Consider the following 16,868-nt stretch of genomic DNA (forward strand, 5'->3'; position numbering starts at 1 on the left):
ACGGGGCCTCTTAGTTATGTGGTGAATACATAAAAAAATACCAAGGGTTCTGCTCCCCCTTGGTACCGGATCATACAAATCAATTCTCTTTTCCTTCTTCAAGTACACGCTTCAAATGCTCACAGTCATGATTGAAATGAGCCAGCACATACTGTTTGGCTGCTTCTTTGTTTTTCTTTTTCACTTCTTCAAATATCTTGCGGTGTTCACTCAGGATCGTTTCTGCACGGTGGTCACCAGTATAATTAAGGATTCTGCAAAAGTGAATCAGATCATTTACATGCTCAAGCAAATTTTTCAAATGTCTGTTATGGCTGAAATCAACCAGCAGCTCATGAAATTTTTGGTTTAAACGAATGATTTCCGTATCTTCCGTGCCGTTGTGAATCGCTTTCTCTGTTTCTTCAAGCTGTTTTTCGAGTATGGTCAGCTCTTCTTCGTCCGCTTCGTCTATGACTAATTCGACTGCCAGCTGCTCCAGCGGAATTCTGATTTTATAAATCTCATCTACATCTTTTGCCGTTAATGACGTGATCGAAAATCCATTTCGGTCATCCGCTTTTAACAAACCATCTTTCTCAAGCAATCGCATGGCTTCCCTTATCGGAGAGCGGCTGACGCCAAAGCTTTTCGCCAGCTGTGTTTCGTTTATCCGTTCCCCAGGCTTAAAAGTCCCGTTGAAGATCATTTTTTTTAGCTGGTTATAAAATTGCAGGTAGTAGGGAGTCGGCTTATCTAATTTAAAATCGTCCATATATAATACCTCTTTTGAATATATTCAAGGGCTTTTCTTCATCAAAATCATATAACAGATGGTAATGGGAAGCAACAAACTGCCTTGTCAGATCCCAGAATTTGAGGTACGATATGTTTGCTGAACGACGGTCGACGGACTACTGGCAACTGAAAAAACGGCGTGTTTTTCTTCGTCAATAGGACACCATACCTCCGCCAGAATAGCGCACGATTACATTTTTACATCTTTTCAATGGAGGAAAAAATATGCTCATTATTCTTGTTATGTTTCTTCTAGGAATTATTTTAGGCTTTATTGGCGCCGGTGGAGCCGGCTTTGTCATTGCCCTTTTAACGCTTCTTTTCCATATCCCGATTCATACGGCGTTAGGCACTTCGCTTGCCGGCATGGCTTTTACAAGCTTATCAGGGGCATACAGCCACTATCGCGAGGGCAACATTCAAATGAAAATCGGCTTAATAGTCGGAGGCTTTGCTGCGGTTGGCTCATTTTTCGGCGCCAAGCTGACATCTTTTATTCCGGCTGATTTGCTTCATTATTTGACGGCTGGAATGTTATTTTTATCAGCAATTCTCATTTTAATCAGATTATTTATTTTAAAAGAGAAGGCTCAAGTGAATCAAAGCACTCTTTCAACGTATACGAGAGCGGTCATCTTAGGAATTGTAGCCGGCGTTCTTTCCGGCACATTCGGCATCGGGTCGGCACCTTTTATTCAAATCGGTTTAATGATTATGCTGAATCTGTCCATTCGCCATTCTGTCGGAACGACGATGCTTGTGATCATCCCTCTGGCTGTAGGTGGAGGCATCGGATATATCACAGAAGGTTTTGTTGATTATGTATTGCTGATCAAAGTTCTGGTCGGGACAATGTGCGGTGCCTATGTAGGCGCAAAATTCACCAACCTTATGCCAAAGGTGGTTTTGAAATCAGCCATCTTTTTGACTCCGGCGATTGCAGGCCTGCTGTTATTATTCTAAATAAAACAAAAAACCTGACGTCATGTCAGGTTTTTTTTATGAATTCTGCCCTACTCGTTCTTTGGTTAATCCAAAAAACGCCAGTGAGCCGATGACAGCTGTCACAAACATGATCGCTCCCATCGGAACGGCTGTTGTCTCATTAATGCCTACAAGCGGTGACACGATTGAACCGAGGAGCAGCGGGAGCATTCCAAGCAGCGCACTTGCACTTCCGGCGCGGTGCCCCTGCTTTTCCATGGCCAAGGTAAACGTGCTGGTCAGAACCATGCCGATCGTAATCATGTAAATGAAAATGGATATGACTAATGTAGCAAGAGGACCGTGAATCATGGTCATGGTTAATAGCACAGCCGTCGCAATCACAGCCGTAATGACCGCTATACGAAGAAGGCTTTTTTCATGAATGATTCCGCCAAAGCGTCCGATGATAAAGCTGCCCGATATAATCGCCAGCCCGTTAATGCCAAAAAGAATACTAAATACCTGCGGAGACACCCCGTAGATGTCCTGGTATACAAAAGGCGTACCAGACACATATGCAAAGCTTCCCCCGTGAATAAATCCGACAGTTAACGCGTACCCCATAAAGGATCGATCCTTCAGCAGGCTGCCCATCGTTTTGACGGATGTTCCGATTGAGCTTGGAATCCGTTTTTCCGGCGGAAGCGTTTCTTTTAACCTCAATGCAATCAGAAGAACGAGTAAAAATCCGATGATCATGAGGACGTGAAAAATTGTATGCCACGTTGCGAACGGCAAAAGCAAAATGGCACCGCCTGTCATAGGCGCAACCATTGGCGCCACCGCGGTAATGACCATTAACAGCGAGAAAAATTTAGAAAGCTCTCTTCCGGTAAACACATCGCGGACGATTGCGCGAGACAGCACAAGCCCTGCAGAAGCAGTGAAGCCCTGTAAAAAACGCGCAGCCACTAAAGTTGTTATATTGGGCGACAGTGCACAAAACAGAGAAGATAACGCAAATAAAAAAATACAGATTAATAGCGGTTTTCGTCTTCCCTGCGCATCGCTGACCGGCCCGACAATCAGCTGGCCGATCGTAAGCCCGACCAGACAGGCTGTTAAACTTAACTGAACAAGTGAAGCACTTGCTGATAAATCTTCCGCGATTTCAGGAAAACTTGGCAAATACATATCTATATTAAGCGGGCCCAATATAGCAAGCATGCCGAGCAGAAACGCTAGTGCCAAGCGTTCTTTTCCAGTTGGATTGTGCAGCATGTTATCAAACCTTCCCTTCAACCTAGTCCCTTATATAATGGATGTCAGCTCCAACAATGGATTGAAGCCGTGAAACATTTGTATATTGTATCATAACTTTCAGCCTGTGAAAGCCGCTTGAGCACGGGCTCGGCAAAGTGATATTCCTCTGGGAGGTTTTTCGAAGATGCAAATGGCTTGCAAGATGAAATCATTCGTTGTATATTAATTGACGTGTCAATCATTGATATATCAATTAATAGTTTTGACAGGAAAGAAGGGATGGGTTTTGGCGTCATTTTGTTCAGAGGAAGCCGAGATTTTATATCAGCTGCAAGGCGTGAACAAGGTGATTGGCGTGAAGTTCGAGGCATGCACGGGCATCAGCCAATCTCGTTTGGAATTGCTGACATTGCTTTATCATGCAGATGAGATCAGTCAAAGCGACCTTCAAAAGAAAGTAAATATCGATAGCGCAGCCGTTACCAGACACCTGAAACAGCTGGAAGCCAAAGGCATGGTATCAAGGCGGCGCAAGCCTGAGGACAACCGCATCACCCTTGTTCGGTTAACAGACCAAGGAAGAGAGCGAATTGAGTCTTCTAAGAAGGAAAAGGAGCGTTTCATGAAGGAAATGCTCGCAAATGTAAGCGCAGAAGAACGCCGCCTGCTCATTGATGTGCTGGCGCGCATGCGAAACAATATAGATAATATCGAAGCTTAAGAGGAGTGTATCAACATGATCAAAACAAACGATTTTATGGAAATTATGAAAGGCCGCCGTTCTATCCGCAACTATGATCCGGCAGTAAAAATCAGCAAAGAAGAAATGACAGAGATCTTAGAGGAAGCAACAACTGCCCCATCTTCTGTTAACGCGCAGCCATGGCGTTTTCTTGTCATTGACAGCCCGGAAGGAAAAGAAAAACTCGCACCGCTTGCAAGCTTTAACCAAACACAGGTCACAACATCATCTGCTGTCATCGCTGTATTTGCAGACATGAATAATGCAGACTACTTAGAAGAAATCTATTCAAAAGCTGTGGAACTCGGTTACATGCCGCAGGAGGTCAAAGACAGACAAATCGCCGCGCTGACCGCACATTTTGAAAAGCTTCCGGCACAGGTCAACCGTGAAACGATCCTGATTGACGGAGGTCTTGTTTCCATGCAGCTGATGCTGACTGCACGCGCGCATGGCTACGATACAAACCCGATCGGCGGATACGATAAAGAAAACATCGCGGAAACCTTCGGATTAGATAAAGAACGTTATGTACCGGTTATGCTACTTTCTATCGGAAAAGCTGCAGATGAAGGCTATGCTTCCTACCGTCTGCCGATTGATACAATTGCAGAATGGAAATAAAAACAAAGAGCCCAGGAATGTTTTCCGGGCTCTTTGTTTTTAAGTACAGCCGCCGTTTGATCGTCTGACCTTTTTCGGGTAACACGTCTGAAGTTAGTCGTTTAGTCATGAAAAAAGAGTGATGACCATTCATCACTCTTCTCTCAATTATTCTTTTCCTTTCTTCCTGCCGAACGGCCACCAGTTTCCTTCTCCAAAGGTCGCAATGATTGCCGGAATGAAGAGCGGAAGTATGACAAGGCCGTAAAGCAAGAGTCCGATGATGATAACACTTGCCACCTGCATCAGTGTATTGACGCCTGAAGGCATCATCGCCGCGAACGTACCGGCCAATATAATGGCAGCTGTAATAATGACAGATCCCATTTTGCTCATTGACCTGACGACACCTTGCTGAATGCCAAGGTGCACCTCTTCCTTAAATCGATCAAGCAAGAAGATTGAATAATCTACCCCTAACGCGATCAAGATGACAAAGCTGAAGAATGGTACTGCCCAGCTGACGCCGGCGTTTCCTAAGCCGTTTACAAAAATTAATTCTGTTATGGATATCGACGTATAGTACGTCAGCAGCAGTGACGCGAGCATATAAATCGGCATGATTATGGAGCGGAACAAAATGGTTAACACGATAAACAGGCCTATAATCATGATCACCATTGTTCTGGAGAAGTCCGTTGTGGACAGCTCTTTTAAGTCCGCATTCATACTCGTGACCCCGCCGTATACGATCTGTGCATCCTCCAAAGGAGTGCCGTCAACTTCGTTTGCGACAGCTTTTTTAATTTGGTTTATTGTCGTAATAGCTTGTTCTGAGTAAGGATTTGAATCCAGAACGACACTTAATTGAACACCTTTTCCGTCCGCAAAGGAATACTGGTCAATTGACTTCTTAAAGTCTTTGTCCTTCATTACTTGATCAGGAATGAATATGCCTGTATCTCTTACAGTTGGACTTTTGCTCATGTCCTCTAACATATCACTGGAAGCTGTAATACCGTCAGAGACTTTCGTCAGGCCATCATTTGCGCTTTTCACGCCTTCGGACAGCTTCTTCAGGCTTTCTGTCAGCGTTCCGGCTTGTGCCTGCTGGCCTGAGAGCTGCTGGTTCGCTTGTTCAAGGCCGGTTTGAATCTGGCCAAGCTGTCCGCTGATTGCCGTAAGCTGCTGCACGGTCTGTGCGGTATTGCCGGTTTGGGAAATCTGTTTGCTCATGAGCTGCAGCTGCTGATTGATTTTGCCCAAGCCATCTGCCGCATCGCCCAGTGAACCGCCAGACTCTCCATTTGAGGCCGAGCCGGTTTGCCCTGCCATTTGATTCAGTCCGTTTTCTATATCCGTTAATCCACTTTGGACATCGGCAATCCCTTTTACCGTCTTATCCAGCCCGTCTGAAACCGATCCTAGCTGGTTATCAATATATAAATCTTTGATTTTTTTACCAGTCGGCTGCGTAATGGTCATAACAGAGTCAACATGATCAACTTTCTCGATCGCTTTGCTGATATTTCCTAGATAAGGGATTGTATCAGCTGTTGTAAGATCTTTGTCTCCTTTTACGACAACATTGATCGGGAACGCTTTTCCTTCCCCGAATCCATCCTTAATGGCCTCGAGAGCTTTTATAGATTTATAATCGCTGCTGATTTCCGCAGTTGAGTCGAATGAAATCTGGTCATCATAGGTCAAGATGAACGGAAGCGTGATAATGACCGTGATGACTATAAACAGAAACGGACGAGCGACGGAATGCCTGCCGAGAAACGCCCATAATTTGTTATCACTGTGCGACAGCACTTTCTTAGAAGGCCAGAATAATTTTTCACCCAGCGTCACCATAAATAATGGCAGCAGTGTGTAGAGGATGATCATTAAAATTCCCACACCGACTGCTACCCCTACTGCGGATTGGAAAATCGCAAACTTCGCAAATCCTAAGGCTGAAAATCCGATCAATACCGCAAATCCGCTGATAAATAAGGTTTTTCCCCCCGTGCGGTAAGCGATAAGCGCCGCTTCTTTTTTATCATGCCCGTTTGCCAATTCTTCACGGAATCGTGTAAGAAGCAGTATGCAGTAATCTGTTCCAATGCCGAACAGGATCGCAACTAAGAAGGTTTGCGTGAACGTCGAGATAGGAAAATCAACATTGTATACAAGGATGCCCAGTATGGATTGACTGATCAGATAAGAAAAACCGACAACCACAATCGGAATAAAAGGCGTCACAACAGATCGGAACACGATCAACAGTAAACCGATGATCAGGCAGACTGTGATCACTTCCGTTTTCTTAAGCCCTTCCTCTGAGCTGTGAGCGAAATCCTGGTTGATAAGGGAAGCTCCCGTAATATATGCCGTCAAACCATCAGGAACGATTTGATAAATCTCGTCCGCAATTTTTTCCGCCTTTTTATCAGAACCTGTAATCGTGACAGGCATGAGAACGGTTTTCTTGTCTTTCGACATCAACTGGTCTTTGACTTCTTTTTCCGCTGACAGAGGAGATGTTACATCTTCTACACCGTCGATCTTTTTGATTTTATCGATCATGGCGCGGAGCTGGTCCTCTGTTTCTTTCTTTAAAGCGTGGTCTAATGTAAAGACAACACTGATCGAATTATTGTCTTCTCCCGCTTGTTTTAAAATGGCGTTTGCCCTTTCTGAAACAGCATCAGCGGGAAGCTGGGCCTGCCCCTTTTGATTGGCCAGCTCCGTTAAGTTCGGAGAAAACAAACTCAAAACGACGGTTAGTGCTAATACTATGGCTGCAATTGCCCACTTGAATTTGATGATTGCTCTCATTCGGCAGAATCTCCTCCTTTAAATTTACTTTTTAAAATGGTGAATATCTCGATGATGGAATGTAAGTGTTCCTCATCTATATCATCGATCAGCGGTTTGAGCGCATTAAAGATGGCAGAATCTAATTCTTCTAGTATGTGTTCACCGCTGGGTGTAATGTTAATAAGCTTAGAGCGCCTATCACTTTTTGCCGGACAGTCGTCCCATTGAACCAATCCCTTTTCGAGCAGCTTTTTCAGTCTGTTAGAGATCGCGCTCTTATGTACATTTTGGTACATGGCCAGGCTGCCGGGAGAGGTTGGGCCCTTGACTTTTAAAATTTTCAACAGGTCTGCCTGTTCCCTTGAGATATGCTTGAAGACATCCTGATTGATTTCACGATGCACAAATTCTGTCCCTTCAAGCAGGACTTCCACAAACAGGTTTATCGCCTGGCATAGCTTTTGTTCATTCAATATCTTCCCCTCCTCATTATAGTTTACCCCGCTAAACTTTATGTTCAATGTCAATTAGTTTATTCCCCTAAACCATATATGTCAACAGATTTTATTCACGAGCACTCTACATAAGAACCCATGTTCGTGTATAATGGAAGATATACACACGAAAGGGGGAATTTTAACATGTCAGATTTGGCATTCAAATTGTATGAATATAACGTCTGGGCCAATCAACAAATATTCAACCGATTAAAAGAGCTTCCAAAAGAGGTATACCATCAAGAAATTCAAAGTGTGTTTCCGTCAATATCCCATGTATTGTCTCATGTTTATCTTTCTGATCTCGGCTGGATTGAAGTGTTTTCCGGCAAAACCTTGAGCGATGCGTTGGCTTTAGCTGAACAGCTTAAAGAACAGACAGAGGCAAAAGAAATAGAGGAAATGGAAGACCTTTTTCTGAGGTTATCCGAGCGCTTTACACTATTTTTACAGCAAAAAGAACAGCTCAATAAGCCACTCCAGATTCAAAATCCCTCAAGCGGCATCATGAAAACAACTGTTTCCGAACTGATTCCCCACGTTGTCAATCACGGGACATACCACCGCGGCAATATCACAGCAATGCTGCGGCAGGCAGGCTACGCATCCGCACCGACAGATTACGGGCTCTACCTGTTTATGAAAAAAACTGAAAAAGCATAAGAAAGCGGCTCCCTAAATGGAGCCGCTTTTTTCGGGAAATAGTCCAAATCACATTAAAATTCTTTTCATCAATCCTTTTTTAGTAAAAAAGATAGAAATTTTAGTGTTATAATAATCATTAAAAATAGATTGCTGACTCAATAAACAATTTTCAATGGAGGAACACATAAAGTGACAGACGACATGACGAAAGACAATATAAATCAGCAAACGTTGCAGAGAGGCTTGAAAAACAGGCATATCCAGCTCATCGCCATCGGCGGAGCCATTGGGACAGGCTTATTTCTCGGCTCAGGCAAATCGATTCATTTTGCCGGACCGTCGATTTTATTTGCTTATATGATCACAGGGATCATTTGCTTTTTAATTATGAGATCGCTGGGTGAACTGCTGTTATCAAACTTGAACTATCACTCTTTTGTGGATTTTGTACAAGACTACCTAGGCGATATGGCAGCATTTATCACCGGCTGGACATATTGGTTCTGCTGGATTTCCATTGCGATGGCTGATCTGACAGCAGTCGGGCTCTACACTCAATATTGGCTCCCGGGTGTGCCGCAATGGGTGCCTGGCTTAATCGCTCTTATTATTTTACTGATTATGAATCTGGCGACAGTCAAGCTTTTTGGAGAATTAGAATTTTGGTTTGCTTTGATTAAAGTCATTGCCATTTTGGCGTTAATCGTCATTGGCCTTGTGATGATTTTCAAAGGCTTTTCCACAAGCTCAGGAGTGTCCAGCTTCACAAACCTCTGGAGCCACGGAGGCCTGTTCCCGAATGGCATGCACGGGTTTATCCTCTCGTTCCAGATGGTTGTGTTTGCTTTTGTCGGCATTGAACTTGTCGGGCTTACGGCCGGTGAAACAGAAAACCCTGAAAAAGTAATCCCTAAGGCGATCAACAATATTCCTGTCCGTGTGCTGCTTTTTTATATCGGGGCTCTTCTCGTGATTATGAGCATCTATCCTTGGGATGTCATCAATCCCAGCGAAAGCCCATTCGTACAAGTATTTGTCGCGGTTGGCATCGTCGGGGCTGCAAGTATTATCAACTTTGTTGTGTTGACATCCGCTGCTTCAGCATGCAACAGCGCTGTATTCAGTACAAGCCGTATGGTCTATTCCCTGGCGAAAGATCACAATGCGCCTGAGTCAATGGCGAAACTGACTCAGCGTAAAGTGCCTAGAAATGCTTTATTCTTTTCGGCTATCGTGATTTTAATCGGTGTTACGTTAAACTACATCATGCCAGAAGGCGTATTCACCCTGATCACAAGCATTTCAACCGTATGCTTTATCTACATTTGGGGGATTACGGTCATCTGCCATATGAAATACCGCAAAACAAGACCTGAATTAGCGAAAACAAACAAGTTTAAGCTTCCGCTTTATCCGTTTACAAATTACCTGATTCTTACGTTCCTGGCGTTTGTTCTGGTTGTGCTGGCACTGGCACAGGATACTCGTGTTTCCTTATTTGTCACACCTGTGTGGTTTATTTTGCTGATTGTGATTTATAAAGTGAGAAAAGCGAAGCATCAATAAGACTCGAAACTCCTGCCTTAAAAATGAGAGCAGGAGTTTTTTTGATGAAAATGACCTTTGCTTTTGAATTTGAAGGTATGCTATAGTATTTGTAATCAAACAAGAAGGGATGATGGGTGGACAATGATTAACTAATCTTATTTTTACCGTTTGAAATCAATATTTCAAATCAGAAAAAATAGGATTAGTCTGCCCATTTTCTATATATACGACACTGCTATTTATAAATAAATAGCTTATTTGATCATGCAACGGCGCGGCTAATCCTTCCAACACATTTTGGGAGGATTTTTTTATTCTCCCTTTAAAGCGAGGGATATGGATGAAAGAGATCGTAACATTAACAAATGTCAGCTATGAAGTGAAGGATCTGACTGTTTTTAAAAACATAAATGCCAGTGTTCAGCAAGGAGATATCATTGGGATTATCGGCAAAAACGGTGCTGGGAAATCTACGCTGCTGCACCTCATTCACAATGACTTAGCCCCTGCACAGGGACAAATCCTTCGGCAGGATATAAAAATGACGATGGTTGAACAGGAAACCGCGGCGTATTCCTTTGCGGATCAGACACCTGCCGAAAAGAAATTATTGGAGAAATGGCGTGTGCCCGTCCGTGATTTCCAACAGTTAAGCGGCGGTGAAAAACTGAAAGCGCGGCTGGCGAAAGGACTATCAGAGGATGCAGATCTGCTGCTGTTAGATGAACCGACAAACCACCTTGATGAAAAAAGCTTGCAATTTCTCATCCAACAGCTGAAAAGTTATAGAGGCACTGTAATTCTTGTTTCTCACGATCGTTATTTTTTAGACGAAGCCGCAACAAAAATATGGTCGCTTGAGGATCAGACGCTGATTGAATTCAAAGGGAATTACTCCGGGTATATGAAGTTCCGGGAAAAGAAAAGACTCGCCCAGCAGCGTGAATATGAAAAGCAGCAAAAAATGGTTGAACGGATTGAAGCACAAATGAATGAGCTCGCTTCTTGGTCGGAAAAAGCCCACGCCCAATCGACGAAAAAGGAAGGGTTTAAAGAATATCACAGGGTAAAAGCGAAGCGTACGGATGCCCAGATAAAATCCAAGCAGAAGCGGCTTGAAAAAGAGCTGGAAAAAGCAAAGGCGGAACCCGTTACCCCAGAATATACAGTCCGCTTCTCATTCGATACAACCCACAAAACAGGAAAACGTTTTTTAGAAGTTCAGAATGTAACAAAAGCGTTTGGAGAAAGGACCCTCTTTAAAAACGCAAACTTTACAATTCAGCACGGCGAAAAGGTAGCGATCATAGGACCCAATGGCAGCGGAAAAACAACATTATTGAAAATCATTCTGGGACAGGAAACGGCTGAGGGAAGCGTATGGGTATCGCCGTCCGCAAATATCGGCTATTTAACGCAAGAGGTGTTTGATTTGCCTTTAGAACAAACACCGGAAGAGTTATTTGATCATGAAACATACAAAGCAAGAGGGCACGTTCAAAGTCTGATGAGACACTTAGGTTTTACAGCTGCCCAATGGACTGAACCGATCAAGCATATGAGTATGGGTGAGCGTGTAAAGATCAAGCTGATGGCATATATGCTGGAGGAAAAAGACGTGCTGATTTTAGATGAGCCGACAAACCATCTCGACCTGCCTTCACGCGAACAGCTGGAAGAAACACTGTCACACTACAGCGGCACATTGCTGGCGGTTTCACATGACCGATACTTTCTCGAAAAAACAACAAACAGTAAACTCGTCATCTCAAACAACGGCATCGAAAAGCAGTTAAACGACGCTCCTTCAGAAAGAAATGAGCGGGAGGAGCTTCGATTAAGGCTTGAGACAGAAAGACAAGAAGTGCTGGGCAAGCTCAGTTTTATGACGCCAAATGATAAAGGGTACAAGGAGCTTGATCAGGCTTTCAATGAGCTTACGAAACGAATGAAAGAGCTGGATCAATAGCGTGTAGGGGATACCAAGGGCTGTTCGCCCTTGGTATTTTTCAAGCTTTTGCCTTCAGCCCTCGCCAAAAAATATCGAAGGAAATCTCTAAAGACCGCTCAAATGATTGTTTATTCTCATAAACCAGCTGAATGTTCAGCCCGTCAAAAAGAGTGATGAAGGCTATCGCACACTTCTCGGGCGGACAGGTGATGACCGATTCTTTAAAAACAAGTGCAACCCGGCTTTTCAAAGCATGCAGAAACATCAAGTACTGGGCTGAAATAAAATCACTTACTTCAGCAGGAGCCTTAAACGACATCGCCTGCAAAAAGGCTACATTAGGCATAGCATGAAAGCGCACCTGTGTTTCTTTTAAAAAATCATATATAAGATTCTTGGCTGGCATATGCTTTCGTGATTCAAAAAAATCATTGATAAACGCTACTTCTTCTTCAACAATCTCGGGGTATACTTCCATCAGCAGGTCCTTTTTTGACGAGAAATGGTAGGACAGAGATTGTTTCCGAATTCCTAATTCTTTTGCAATATGCGCCATTTTGACTCCCTCGTAGCCAAGTTCATTAAATTGGCGAACGGCTGCGCGTTTTATATTCTCACGGGTCACTGTTCTGCCCTCCCCAAATTATTTCATCCGTTTTCTCTTGGAACAGATAAATAAAATATATAATAAAAGAAACAACAGGTACACCAAAATAGAAGCGATATAAAGCTCCCGATAAGAATAAATCGTTGCCACCACACCTAATAACAATGATCCTCCGCCAATTCCCATATCAAAAAAATTAAAGAATGTCCCCATAGCATCCTCATGTTCATGCTCTTCTACTAGATTGATACACCATGTCTGGATAGCCGGAAATATTGAGCCGAACCCAAATCCGTAACATATCGCCGCAGTAAAAAACATTGCATTGGTTTGGGCAATATATAATATTGAAAGGCCTGCTATTGAGAATATTGATGCGGGGATAAGGATGGCTGCCGCTCCGAATCGGTCAAATATTTTCCCGGAGATAAGACGTATAAAAAAACTGGCTGCTGCAATCAGAAAGAAAAACATTCCGACACTTCGGAAACCCTTTTCGATCGCATAGAGCGCAAAGAAGGACATAATCCCAGATGCAGCAATGCCGACTAAAAAAATTAGAAACGAAGGAAACAGCACACGTCTTTCTAACACCTTTATCTTTATCCTTCCCTTTTCACCCGTGTCTTTTGCTTCAGGCCGCCTCCGCACAAGTGCAGCCATAAGCACTGCCAGTAAAAGAATGGACATCCCGCCTAAAAAAAGCCTCTCAAAATCATAAAGCTCCAGTGCTGAGATACCAATCATAGGCCCAACCGAAACAGCAATCGTTTCGCCTACCCCAAAATAGCCAATCCCCTCGCCTCGGCGCTCCTTCGGAATAATTTCCGCGGCAATCGTCGCAAAATAAGTAGTAGCTAATCCAAAACCGGCACCATGTATTAAGCGAATGAGCAATAGGACGCTCACATCTGACGCCAGATAATATGCACCGGTTGAACAGGCACTGATAACAATTCCAAATATAAGTAAATTTTTTTTATTAAATCGTTGAGCCAAAACCCCTGCAAAAGGACGTATGGCAATGGCAGATATCATAAAAATACCTGTAACCAATCCGACTTGCTTTGCCCCGCCTCCGATAGCAGTTACAAACAATGGCAATGTCGGCAATAACATTTCAAACACCATAAATAAAAAGGCATTTGAAAGTGTGACAAAAATAAATGATAAGGACCACATTTTTGCAGTATGTATTTTTTCCGCCTGTAACTCCATGAGCTTCTTCTCCTTTTCTGTTGATCGATTTAATTGGTTACACTCACTTTATCTGACTATAGTCAGATTGTAAACTGGAAATCCACGAAAAAATTATGATAACCATTTATTTTTAAATGTTTTCACTCAAAAAAACTGACAATAGTCAGACTTCCAAATGAAAGAAAATAAGTTTGATTCGATCGTTATAGGCGAGAAGCTCCGTAAAATGTTGACGATTTCAATAATAATGCACATAAAAAAAGAACAACACACGTTGTCCTTGTTTATATCTTAAAGTACCCTGTCACCACTTCCAGATAGGCATTTCCATACTGGAGGAAAGGATCAGAGCCTGCTGCCGTCATAGGACACCATTTTGTTTTCAAACATCAAAACGAACTGAAAATGATAAAAAGTGTTCCCCTAAATCAAATGCAAAAGAAGGGAAATAACGGAAGACAGTAGAAGGATAAACCCAACAAACAAAATGAAGATGGATCATATGACTGAAAACTTTTACTGTGATGAGGTATTTAGCGGCAAAACGAAAGTGAATAAGGTAATAGAGACGGATAACATATTGGCTTACTATCATACAAAGCCTTTTTATCCGGTTCATATTGTAGCTGTTTCCAAGAGACATATCTCTTCGTTAATCACCTTGGAAGAGTCCGATCATGACTTACTTCTTGAATTAATGAGTGTCATTCAAGAAGTCGCTTCCATGGTGACGGACGAAAAAGGCGCATGCCGTGTAATCACCAACTTAGGAGCTTACCAGGACTCTAAACATTTACATTGGCATATTGTGTTTGGAGAACCGCTTAAGTAAGCGTCTGGGGTCAGCACAGCTGTTTCCGCATACGTATATTGGTCATGGCATAACCCATCTTCTGATAAAGATAGACGGCTGTCTCGTTGTGTGCAAATACATGTAGAGCCAGCCTTTCCGCACCAAGCTCTCTTGCTCTTTCATCAAGCGTTTGAAGCGCCAATTGAGCAAGTCCTTTTCCGCGAAAGGCTTCATACAATCCAAAGGAATAGATAAACGCTTCCTTTTGCGGATGAAATGGATCAGCATACAGCCAGAGCCAGCCCATTCTTTCCCCTTGGTCATTTGTGATGTTCCAAAAATAATGATTGCTGCTGTCTCGCCCATTCGGAATCATGTTCTCATATGCTTGCTCCGATTTCTCAAATGCCTCTTTTTCCGTCCAAGTTCCTGACGTTATGTTTTGTTTCGCATAATTTTGCACGGACATCCCGCGAAAGGCTTCGAACTCTTCCTCAGTCATGTCTTCCAAAGTTAATGCCATCCTGTATTCCTCCTTTATAAAAAAAGCCCAGCTGATGCCGGACGAATAACGCAGAAATGGAGCTCTATTTTACTGATTCAGTTAATTCCTGGACTTTCTAAGAAAAGGAGATTTCCTGCAAATGGGCTTGTTCTTAAACATTAGTGAAAAGCTTACGTGTAACTCCCCATGATGATCATGATAGAAACAATCAAACAGATCATCGCTGGTATCGCCATGATGACCGATTGTCTTGCTCGAAACATATGCGCATGAATTGCTCCCGCCATGAGAACGACAAACAGAACACCTGCTCCAATCGCTGCATACCGATTCCAAATTCCCGCGGTCATAGCAAGTGCCCCGGCTATTTCAAGAATGCCAGTAACAGTCAGAAACCATAATGGATATTGATAATGCCGCCAATGCTCAACTTGAAAGGGAACGCGGCTTACCTTTATGATGCCTCCCGCAAGCATAAAAACTGTCAAACTGACTTTCATAATAATAGATATCATCTTACGTCATTCCCTTTCGGAAGCATCCCGTATATTAAAAGATTCACAACCTCTGCTGCGAGGCTTGCCGGATCTTTGATTCCGGTTAACAAAAATGAATCGGTTAAATGTTCAATCATGCCGACCAAACACTCAGCGACAGTTTCCATATCCAGTTCAGAGTGAAAATAGCCAAGCCGCTGTTCTGCTTCTAAGTTCTCTTTCAAAACCATCGCCAAGTCTTTTTTCATTTGTTTTGCTTCCGGGTTGAGAAAAAAGCCGATCTTGGTTAAATCCTTGTCCTCAGCCAAAAATTGAAAAACAGTCTCTACAGCTAGCAGTACCCGTTTTGACACATCCTCCGTGTTTAATCCGTTTTCCAGAAGAAGTGACTCTGTCAGCTTTCTGACTCGAGAGTGAAAATCGGTGATTAACTCGGCAAAGATGGCTTCTTTGCTTTGAAAGTACAGGTAAAATGAAGGCTGTGTGAACCCAGCTTTTTTCACAATTTCACTTACCTTCGCGTCATGGAATCCCCGAATCGAAAATTCATTAGCGGCAGCTTTGAGTAACCGTTTCCGGCTTTCTTCTCCTTTACGTCCTTTTTTACTTTTCAACGAGGACCACCCCCAAAAATAATACTCGCAAGTAATGTTACTCACGAGTATTATTTCATGGCATTAGCTTCATTGTCAATGATTTCAAACTGATCCTGTTTGCCAGCTTCCTTTATTAAAGGGTCTCATGTATTTCGAATAACTGAATCAATTCATTGATTACTGTATCAATGGCTTTTCATTCACTGATAAGTATTTGCCAATAGATTGAAATTCAGGCTGTGACAAACTTTATTCTTTTTTTCTAACGAGCATCACTCCGGGGCCAGATAGAGTTTTGCCCGCAAATGCAAGGAACAATTGGGTGCAGCGGCGCATAATGTACTGTACAGAATGATGGAAGGGTGTGATGGGATGCCGTCTACAATAATCAACCTATATTATTTAAAGATCAACAGTATTTCGGGCAATGGTTCAATTACAATAGGTGAAGCCGCGCATAACAGCCATACCGCAAATAATAAATCCCAAGGGATCAACTCCTCTTTCGGTGATACATCACCTGCAGAATCAATCATGGAAAACTTCTTAAATGATCCTGATGTCAACGACCAGACAGAACTCGGAAACTCTGATAATACCACTATGAATGCTCCTCAGCTTCCAGTACCACCAATTTTAGATTAAAAGGAGTTTCGCTATGCCATACCAAATTAACATCGCAAATATTAAGGTGAACGGCGTCACACAAAACGGAAATATTGATGTCGGTCCAACCGTACACAACAGCCATACAGCGAACAGCAAATACTTTGGGGCAAACTTTTCTCTAGGGGATTTTTCGCCTTCTTCTTCTCTTTTAAATACTGGGAACCTCGATACTGATATCAGTGATCAAGACCAAATTGGAAACCCTTCTGCACCGATTTCAAACCAAATTTAAGGAGGATC

18 protein-coding genes are annotated in these 16,868 nt (G+C 42.9%); 9 read left to right on the forward strand and 9 right to left on the reverse strand.

The window, feature by feature from the left end; all coding sequences use genetic code 11:
* Positions 1-79: 79 nt before the first annotated feature.
* Positions 80-754 carry a GntR family transcriptional regulator gene (locus ACQVGT_RS17600; RefSeq protein WP_015382901.1) on the reverse strand — a complete coding sequence of 225 codons (675 nt, stop codon included), beginning with the start codon at positions 752-754 and terminating at the stop codon, positions 80-82.
* Between the two features lie 248 nt (positions 755-1,002).
* Here ACQVGT_RS17600 and ACQVGT_RS17605 point away from each other — a divergent pair, with 248 nt between their 5' ends.
* A complete protein-coding gene (locus tag ACQVGT_RS17605) occupies positions 1,003-1,740 on the forward strand; it encodes a sulfite exporter TauE/SafE family protein (protein ID WP_015482876.1) in 738 nt (245 codons plus the stop codon).
* Between the two features lie 36 nt (positions 1,741-1,776).
* Here ACQVGT_RS17605 and ACQVGT_RS17610 read toward each other — a convergent pair whose 3' ends face one another.
* Positions 1,777-2,985, reverse strand: a complete 1,209-nt coding sequence (locus tag ACQVGT_RS17610; RefSeq protein ID WP_015382899.1) for a Bcr/CflA family efflux MFS transporter — start codon at positions 2,983-2,985, stop codon at positions 1,777-1,779.
* 208 nt (positions 2,986-3,193) lie between these two features.
* Here ACQVGT_RS17610 and ACQVGT_RS17615 point away from each other — a divergent pair, with 208 nt between their 5' ends.
* A complete protein-coding gene (locus ACQVGT_RS17615) occupies positions 3,194-3,688 on the forward strand; it encodes a MarR family transcriptional regulator (protein ID WP_072557150.1) in 495 nt (164 codons plus the stop codon).
* 15 nt (positions 3,689-3,703) lie between these two features.
* On the forward strand, positions 3,704-4,333 hold the full coding sequence (locus ACQVGT_RS17620; protein WP_003234135.1) for a nitroreductase family protein: 630 nt from the start codon (positions 3,704-3,706) through the stop codon (positions 4,331-4,333).
* A 147-nt stretch (positions 4,334-4,480) separates the two neighbouring features.
* On the opposite strand, the gene ACQVGT_RS17625 is transcribed toward ACQVGT_RS17620, so the two are convergent.
* Positions 4,481-7,138: an MMPL family transporter gene (locus ACQVGT_RS17625; protein ID WP_015482875.1), complete on the reverse strand. Its 2,658-nt coding sequence runs from the start codon at positions 7,136-7,138 to the stop codon at positions 4,481-4,483.
* Positions 7,135-7,593: a MarR family transcriptional regulator gene (locus tag ACQVGT_RS17630; protein WP_015252707.1), complete on the reverse strand. Its 459-nt coding sequence runs from the start codon at positions 7,591-7,593 to the stop codon at positions 7,135-7,137. The genes ACQVGT_RS17625 and ACQVGT_RS17630 overlap by 4 nt, the downstream gene beginning before the upstream one ends.
* A gap of 168 nt (positions 7,594-7,761) precedes the next feature.
* Between ACQVGT_RS17630 and dinB the strand changes: the two genes are divergently transcribed.
* From dinB to vmlR, 3 genes are all read left to right on the forward strand, one after another.
* Positions 7,762-8,280: a damage-inducible protein DinB gene (gene dinB, locus ACQVGT_RS17635; RefSeq protein ID WP_015482874.1), complete on the forward strand. Its 519-nt coding sequence runs from the start codon at positions 7,762-7,764 to the stop codon at positions 8,278-8,280.
* 171 nt (positions 8,281-8,451) lie between these two features.
* Positions 8,452-9,828, forward strand: a complete 1,377-nt coding sequence (locus ACQVGT_RS17640; protein ID WP_015382896.1) for an amino acid permease — start codon at positions 8,452-8,454, stop codon at positions 9,826-9,828.
* Between the two features lie 322 nt (positions 9,829-10,150).
* The gene (gene vmlR, locus ACQVGT_RS17645; protein WP_015382895.1) at positions 10,151-11,779 is read left to right on the forward strand and encodes an ABC-F type ribosomal protection protein VmlR; all 1,629 of its coding nucleotides are present in this window, start codon (positions 10,151-10,153) and stop codon (positions 11,777-11,779) included.
* 40 nt (positions 11,780-11,819) lie between these two features.
* Here vmlR and ACQVGT_RS17650 read toward each other — a convergent pair whose 3' ends face one another.
* On the reverse strand, positions 11,820-12,386 hold the full coding sequence (locus ACQVGT_RS17650) for a TetR/AcrR family transcriptional regulator (protein ID WP_015382894.1): 567 nt from the start codon (positions 12,384-12,386) through the stop codon (positions 11,820-11,822).
* 18 nt (positions 12,387-12,404) lie between these two features.
* Positions 12,405-13,586, reverse strand: coding sequence for an MFS transporter (locus ACQVGT_RS17655; protein ID WP_015482873.1), 1,182 nt, complete (start codon positions 13,584-13,586; stop codon positions 12,405-12,407).
* Between the two features lie 484 nt (positions 13,587-14,070).
* On the opposite strand from ACQVGT_RS17655, the gene ACQVGT_RS17660 reads away from it, so the two are divergent.
* Positions 14,071-14,400 carry an HIT domain-containing protein gene (locus ACQVGT_RS17660; protein WP_174616607.1) on the forward strand — a complete coding sequence of 110 codons (330 nt, stop codon included), beginning with the start codon at positions 14,071-14,073 and terminating at the stop codon, positions 14,398-14,400.
* A gap of 10 nt (positions 14,401-14,410) precedes the next feature.
* On the opposite strand, the gene ACQVGT_RS17665 is transcribed toward ACQVGT_RS17660, so the two are convergent.
* From ACQVGT_RS17665 to ACQVGT_RS17675, 3 genes are all read right to left on the reverse strand, one after another.
* On the reverse strand, positions 14,411-14,884 hold the full coding sequence (locus ACQVGT_RS17665; protein WP_015382892.1) for a GNAT family N-acetyltransferase: 474 nt from the start codon (positions 14,882-14,884) through the stop codon (positions 14,411-14,413).
* Positions 14,885-15,036: 152 nt separating this feature from the next.
* Complete coding sequence (locus tag ACQVGT_RS17670; RefSeq protein WP_015482872.1) at positions 15,037-15,381, reverse strand: DoxX family protein; 345 nt, start codon at positions 15,379-15,381, stop codon at positions 15,037-15,039.
* Entirely contained in the window at positions 15,378-15,977 is a 600-nt protein-coding gene (locus ACQVGT_RS17675) for a TetR/AcrR family transcriptional regulator (RefSeq protein ID WP_015382890.1), read from the reverse strand. Before ACQVGT_RS17675 ends, ACQVGT_RS17670 begins: the two co-directional genes overlap by 4 nt.
* A 354-nt stretch (positions 15,978-16,331) precedes the next feature.
* Between ACQVGT_RS17675 and ACQVGT_RS17680 the strand changes: the two genes are divergently transcribed.
* Positions 16,332-16,604, forward strand: coding sequence for a spore germination protein (locus ACQVGT_RS17680; protein WP_038827544.1), 273 nt, complete (start codon positions 16,332-16,334; stop codon positions 16,602-16,604).
* Between the two features lie 13 nt (positions 16,605-16,617).
* A complete protein-coding gene (locus ACQVGT_RS17685) occupies positions 16,618-16,860 on the forward strand; it encodes a spore germination protein (protein ID WP_014475957.1) in 243 nt (80 codons plus the stop codon).
* Positions 16,861-16,868: the final 8 nt, after the last annotated feature.

The organism is Bacillus sp. SCT118, assembly GCF_058566435.1.